This window comes from Mycolicibacterium agri (assembly GCF_002553505.1).
GTDB lineage: Bacteria > Actinomycetota > Actinomycetes > Mycobacteriales > Mycobacteriaceae > Mycobacterium > Mycobacterium agri.
In genome coordinates, this window is sequence record NZ_PDCP01000184.1 from 1 (window position 1) to 2,406 (window position 2,406).

General features: G+C 65.5%; 4 protein-coding genes. 2 read left to right on the plus strand and 2 right to left on the minus strand.

The genetic code is table 11. The features are described 5' to 3' along the window. Positions 1 to 20: 20 nt before the first annotated feature. The gene (locus CQY20_RS33560) at positions 21 to 680 is read right to left on the minus strand and encodes a class I SAM-dependent methyltransferase (protein WP_371871020.1); all 660 of its coding nucleotides are present in this window, start codon (positions 678 to 680) and stop codon (positions 21 to 23) included. A 74-nt stretch (positions 681 to 754) separates the two neighbouring features. Here CQY20_RS33560 and CQY20_RS33565 point away from each other — a divergent pair, with 74 nt between their 5' ends. Continuing rightward, positions 755 to 1,615 (plus strand): helix-turn-helix transcriptional regulator, encoded by an 861-nt coding sequence (locus CQY20_RS33565; protein ID WP_097945663.1) that lies wholly within the window; start codon positions 755 to 757, stop codon positions 1,613 to 1,615. 6 nt (positions 1,616 to 1,621) lie between these two features. Here CQY20_RS33565 and CQY20_RS33570 read toward each other — a convergent pair whose 3' ends face one another. Next, positions 1,622 to 2,074, minus strand: a complete 453-nt coding sequence (locus tag CQY20_RS33570; protein ID WP_097945666.1) for an Lrp/AsnC family transcriptional regulator — start codon at positions 2,072 to 2,074, stop codon at positions 1,622 to 1,624. Positions 2,075 to 2,155: 81 nt separating this feature from the next. On the opposite strand from CQY20_RS33570, the gene CQY20_RS33575 reads away from it, so the two are divergent. Beyond that, a complete protein-coding gene (locus CQY20_RS33575; RefSeq protein WP_234816542.1) occupies positions 2,156 to 2,347 on the plus strand; it encodes a DUF2000 family protein in 192 nt (63 codons plus the stop codon). Positions 2,348 to 2,406 lie beyond the last annotated feature (59 nt).

Sequence of the window (2,406 nt, forward strand, 5' to 3'; positions counted from 1 at the left end):
GGGGTCACCAGGGGCGTGGGTCACTCGGGGCGCGTGGCGCGATAGAACGTCAGCCGTCCCACGAAACGGTGCTGCCGGGAAGCCGTTTGGCTGCAATCGAATCCGGCTTCAGTGAGCAGTCGGGGAATCGCGTCGCCGAGGTTGCCTGCGGCATGCTTGTTGCGCAGCATCCGACGCGCCATGAATCCGTCCGCTGGCGTCATGTGTCCGCCGACGTCGACGATGTGCAATGTCCCGCCGGGCCGTAGCACGCGCAGAACCTCTGCGGCCGTTGCTCGTTTCGTCTGCTCGTCGAGGTGGTGCAGCATCATCGACGACAACACGCGGTCGAATTCGCCGTCACCGAACGGCAACTGCTGCGAGTAGCCGCGCTCGAACCGTATCCCGCCGAGCCCCCGCGCCTTGCGCTGTGCGCGCGCCAAGGCCCGTGGGTCCGGATCCAGGCCGACCAGTTCGGCTCCCGGGCACATCTGCTTCGCACGGACGGTGAGGTTGCCCGTTCCGCATCCGATCTCCAAAACATGCGACCCGTCGGTCAACTCGGCCTGTTCGAGCAGCGCGTCGTAGACCGACGCCATACCGATCAAGCGGGTCAGAAGGTCGTAGCCGGGAAGAAAGGCGTCCCGCCCTGCCGCGGGAATGTAGTCGCGCGTGTCACTATGTGGACGATATTCGGTCATGCCTCCCATGATGAACAGCGGCGAATCAACATAGTTGACCGATAATGGGAAAAAGCTGGACTATCTTTGGAGCCATGACGGACGTCGCGGCACCGGCGAGACACCGCGCAGGCGTGCCGACATATCGCTACCCCACCGGCGTCGACATACCCCCGGTTCTGCTGGTGCGCCCGCGCGACGACAACGTGTTGGAGCGCGGTCAGCACATCCATACGTTTCCCGCCTTGTGGTATGCACCCGAGGCGGCGCTGGTCTACGTCGCCGCTGCAGGTGTGGTGCTGCACCCGGACGAGGTGGTGCGCACCCCCGAAGGCGTCGGGATCTTCTTCGACCCCGCCGCAGTCGGTGGCGACACGCTGCCGCCGTGGGCGTCGTGGCGTGCGCATCCGTTGCTGTTTCCGTTCGTGCACGGGAAGTCCGGCGGACTGCTGCGACTGCGCCTTCCAGCGGACAGGCGCGTCGCATGGGACGGCGGTGTCGCGTCGATGGAAGAGGAGTTGGCCGTTCGCCGCGACGGGTACCGACAGGCGCTGCTGGCCCACCTGACGCTGCTGCTGATCGACATCGCGCGGTTGGCGGGCGACGTCGTCGGCGATCTGCGCCGCAGCGGCGAACCGCTGTTGGCTGAGGTGTTTTCGGTCATCGAACGCCGTCACAGCGAACCGCTGTCGCTCCGCGATGTGGCTGACGAGGTCTCGATGACGCCGGGGCACTTGACGACGGTCGTGCGCCAGCGCACCGGGCGCACGGTGCAGGAATGGATCACCGAGCGACGAATGGCCGAAGCGCGCGCCCTGCTCGCCGAGACCGAGTTGCCGATCTCCGACATCGCCCGGCGCGTCGGCATGCCCGACCCGGGCTACTTCAGCCGGATATTCCGCAGGGTGCACGGCGCATCGCCGCGGGCGTGGCGCGGTCGGCCCGCGTGGCGTTGAGTCGACCTACATCGGCGTCAGGACGTGATTGCGCCGATGGTCGAAGACCACTTCGGTTCGCACACCCGCGACCTCGCGTCGCCTGGTGATCGAATCGAGCACGAAATCCCGCAGCGCCTCCGTCGACGGCACCGCAACGTGGATCAGCAGATCCTCGGTGCCCGTGGTGACGAACACCTGCAGTGTCTCGGGCAGTTTGAGCACGAAATCGCGGAATCCCTGCACCGTCTGGCGCGATTGGGGCCGCAATCTCACGGTCACCATCCCCTGCACGGGCCGGCCGATCGCGGCGAGGTCGACGGTGGCGTGCACCCCGGTCAGCACCCCGCGCGCCCGCAGGGCACGGATCCGCTCGAGCGTCGTCGACGGCGCAACGCCGAGAGCCTTCGCGATGTCACGGTTGCTCTGCCGACCATCTGACTGCAGCATCCCCACGATCGCCGAATCAAGTGCGTCCATCGCGGCCTCCCACGCGTCGTTGTCCGAATTATATTCGGCTTGTCTCCACTAGTTGACAATTAGTCATTAATCTCTGGCGGTATGACCGATCAGTTGACCCGCGAAGAGCACGCTGTGCCGACCACACTCACCACCACCAAGATCGCGATCGTCGTCCGCACCGACTTGCAGACGTGGCAGAAGCTCAACGTGACGGCGTTCCTCGCCAGCGGGGTCGCGGCCTCGTCGCCCGATTCGATCGGCCGCGATTACCTCGGCGATTTCTGGGGGTGATTGCAACAGCCACCTTGTTGGAGGTTGTTGTGTATCTGAAGGCTTATCCCTGGATTATG

Excerpts from the sequence above, each read along its gene's own strand:
- CQY20_RS33560 (WP_371871020.1), bottom strand. The coding sequence starts at position 680 with ATGACCGAATATCGTCCACATAGTGACACGCGCGACTACATTCCCGCG.
- CQY20_RS33565 (WP_097945663.1), top strand. The coding sequence starts at position 755 with ATGACGGACGTCGCGGCACCGGCGAGACACCGCGCAGGCGTGCCGACA.
- CQY20_RS33570 (WP_097945666.1), bottom strand. The coding sequence starts at position 2,074 with ATGGACGCACTTGATTCGGCGATCGTGGGGATGCTGCAGTCAGATGGT.
- CQY20_RS33575 (WP_234816542.1), top strand. The coding sequence starts at position 2,156 with ATGACCGATCAGTTGACCCGCGAAGAGCACGCTGTGCCGACCACACTC.